3 protein-coding genes are annotated in these 3,256 nt (G+C 67.9%); 2 read left to right on the top strand and 1 reads right to left on the bottom strand.

Features of this window, described 5'->3' with window-relative positions; translation table 11 throughout:
* The coding region (locus tag AC27VN_RS36750) for an aromatic ring-hydroxylating dioxygenase subunit alpha (RefSeq protein WP_490879826.1) at positions 1-1,085 on the bottom strand (1,085 nt) is incomplete at its 3' end.
* Positions 1,086-1,241: 156 nt separating this feature from the next.
* Here AC27VN_RS36750 and AC27VN_RS36745 point away from each other — a divergent pair.
* Entirely contained in the window at positions 1,242-2,363 is a 1,122-nt protein-coding gene (locus tag AC27VN_RS36745) for a 5-methyltetrahydropteroyltriglutamate--homocysteine S-methyltransferase (protein WP_296778208.1), read from the top strand.
* A gap of 27 nt (positions 2,364-2,390) precedes the next feature.
* Complete coding sequence (locus AC27VN_RS36740) at positions 2,391-3,056, top strand: glutathione S-transferase family protein (RefSeq protein ID WP_490879825.1); 666 nt, start codon at positions 2,391-2,393, stop codon at positions 3,054-3,056.
* Positions 3,057-3,256: the final 200 nt, after the last annotated feature.

Raw genomic sequence — 3,256 nt, 5'->3', positions numbered from 1 at the left:
ACGCGGATCGGGATCGCGGCGCGCGCGGGCCGCTCCTTGTCGACCATGCGGTCGATCAGCCGCCGCGCCCACATCGAGCCGGCGTCGATGTTGAGGTTGTAGAAGCGGTGGTCGGGATGCTCGTCGATCGCCTTCTGCTGCGCCTCGAGCACCAGCTCGTCCTCGCGGAAGATGCCCGAGACGCCCTCGCGCAGCTCATGCGTGAGGCGCTGCTCGCCCAGGCAGTAGTTGCGCGCGAAGGCCCAGAAGTAGAGGCAGGTCTTGTCGGTCTCGGGCGTGATGGTGTTGAGCACGTAGCCGTTGACGCCCCTGCCGCGGTCGCCCGGGTTGCCGTTCTTCGGCACCGCGCCGCTGCCGGCCTCGGCCACGCCGACGTCGATGTTGACCGTGCACGGCGCCTCGAAGCGGATGATCTGCCAGCGGTCGACCTTGCCCGCGTAGCCGCGCGCATGGCGAATCTGGCCACCCCAGAACGGCGGCGCCTCGATGTTCTCCATCCAGCGCGTGACGGTGGCCGAGCGGTCGCCATGGGTGGCGACGAAGGGCGCCTCGGCCACCTCGCGGTTGCCGATCGAGGAGCCATGCACGAAGGTCTCGTGCGTCAGGTCCATGAGGTTGTCGACCACCAGCCGGTAGTCGCAGTTCACGCGGATCATCTTGCCGTCGCCGGCCCAGGCCGGGTCGTCGTTCCAGTGCATGTCGGGCACCAGTGCGGGGTCGGCCAGCGCCGGGTCGCCGGGCCAGATCCAGATGAAGCGGTGCTTCTCGGCCACCGGGAAGCTGCGCACGCAGGCGGAAGGGTTGAGCGTTTCCTGGCTCGGCATGTGGGTGCAGCGGCCCTGGCTGTTGTAGACCAGGCCGTGGTAGCCGCAGACCAGCTCGTCGCCCTCGAGCCGCCCCATCGACAGCGGCAACAGCCGGTGCCAGCAGGCGTCCTCGAGCGCGGCCACCTGCCCGTCGGTGCGGCGGAACAGCACCAGCTTCTGGTTGCAGACCGTGCGCGGCAACAGCGCATGCCGCACCTCCACGTCGTAGGCGGCGGCATACCAGGCGTTGAGCGGGAAATGGGGCGATCGCGTGTTCATGGATACTCAATGTATACAGAAACGCGAGAATTTCCAGCCGATTCGGCCGAATCAAGGGAAAACACCGATCTCTTTGTACACATTTACGTCGCCACACAAGGCGATACGATGTTCCGTTCCACCTCTTTCGTTCAGACAAGCCGGAGTTCCATCCTCATGTCACAGCACGCCACCCTGCCCGCCCGCTACGACCACGTGGGCAGCTTCCTGCGTCCCCAATACCTGCTCGAAGCCCGCGAGCAGAAGGCCAAGGGCGAGATCACGCCCGAGCAACTGCGCACGGTCGAGGACAAGGCCATCGCCGAGATCGTCAAGTTCCAGGAAGACATCGGCCTCAAGAGCATCACCGACGGCGAATTCCGCCGCACCTATTTCCACATCGACTTCCTCGACCAGCTCGGCGGCGTGAAGACCGACATCCCGGTCACGATCCGCAAGCCCGACGGCAGCGAGGAACTGGCACCGCCCGCGATGCGCGTCATCGACAAGGTGCGCCACGTCAAGAACATCCAGCTGGCCGACTTCGAATACCTCAAGAGCCAGGTCTCGGCCGGCCGCACGCCCAAGGTCACGATCCCCTCGCCGACCATGCTGCACTTCCGCGGCGGCCGCGCCGGCATCAGCAAGGAGGCCTACCCCGAGCTCGACCCCGCGTTCTACGACGACGTGGCCCAGGCCTATGGCGACGAGCTGCGCTCGCTGGCCGCGGCCGGCTGCACCTACGTGCAGATGGACGACACCAACCTCGCCTACCTCTGCGACGAGCACATGCGCGAGGCGGCCCGCAAGCGCGGCGACGACCCGAACGAGCTGCCGCACCGCTACGCCGCCTTCATCAACAAGGTGGTGGCGCAGAAGCCGCCGGGCATGCTGCTGGCCATGCACCTGTGCCGCGGCAACTTCAAGAGCACCCATGCCGCGGCCGGCAACTACGAGCCGGTGGCCGAGGCGCTGCTCCAGGAGATGGACCTCGACGCCTACTTCATGGAGTACGACGACGCACGCTCGGGCGACTTCAAGCCGCTGCGCTTCCTGCCCAAGGGCAAGACCGTGGTGCTGGGCCTGGTGACCACCAAGTTCGGCCAGATGGAGGACAAGGACGAGCTCAAGCGCCGCATCGAGAACGCCGCCATGTACGCGCCGCTCGAGCAGCTCGCGCTGTCGCCGCAGTGCGGCTTCTCGAGCACGGTGCACGGCAACAACATCGCGGTGGAGGCGCAGCGCGCCAAGCTGCGGCTGGTGGTCGAGACCGCGCAGGAAGTCTGGGGATCGACCTGAGCCGCGCTTTCTGCTGAACTCGGGGCCATGACGACCCACATCTTCTCCGGCCCCCTCAGCATGTTCGGCGCCAAGGTCCAGATCGCGGCGCTCGAGAAGGGCATCGCCTTCGAGCTCGTGATGGTGCCCTTCGATCGCGACGACAACTACCGCCCCAGGCATCCCGAGGTGCTGCGCATCAACCCCAAGGGCCAGGTGCCGGTGCTGATCGACGACGCGGTCGAGCTGTTCGACTCGACCCAGATCTTCGAGTACCTCGAGGACCGGCATCCGCAGCCCGCGCTGTGGCCCGCCGAAGCGGCCGCGCGGGCCCGCGCGCGCCAGCTCGAGCACCGCTCGGACGAGGTCTTCTTCCCGCAGGTGGTGAAGCTCTTCGGCCTGCAGGAGGCGATGCAGAGCCCGCCCGCGGTGGAGGCCTGCGCCGCCTGCGCGCGCTTCTACGGCCAGCTCGACACCCTGCTGGCCGACGGCCGCGCGTTCCTGGCCGGCGACTACGGCTATGCCGACATCGCCTTCTACATGGCCCATGTGTTCGCCGACCGCAAGGGCGCGGGCATGACCGACGAGACGCCGCGGCTCGTGGCCTGGCGCGACCGCGTCGGCGAGCGGCCCGCGGTGCGCGCGGTGGTCGATCCGATGATGGACTTCCTGGCCTCGCAGGGCCGCGGCGTGCCGGCCTTCCTTCGGCGCTGAGGGGGCAAGCGCGGCGGCGCGCGGCGGGCTCAGGCATCATCGGTCCATGCCGAAAAACGGGTTCGACTGGCTTCCCTCTCCGTCCCAGCATTTCCTCGTCGTCACCTTCGCGCTGCTGGTCTACGTGCTGACCACCCGCGCGCGCCGCGAGCAGCGCGCGCCCACCACCGCCATCGCGTGGGTCATGGGCCTGGTGCTGC

Source organism: Variovorax sp. 20P10.2.4, from assembly GCF_058244205.1.
Note: the sequence above shows the minus strand (reverse complement) of the source record. Positions and strands in the feature narration are given on the sequence as shown.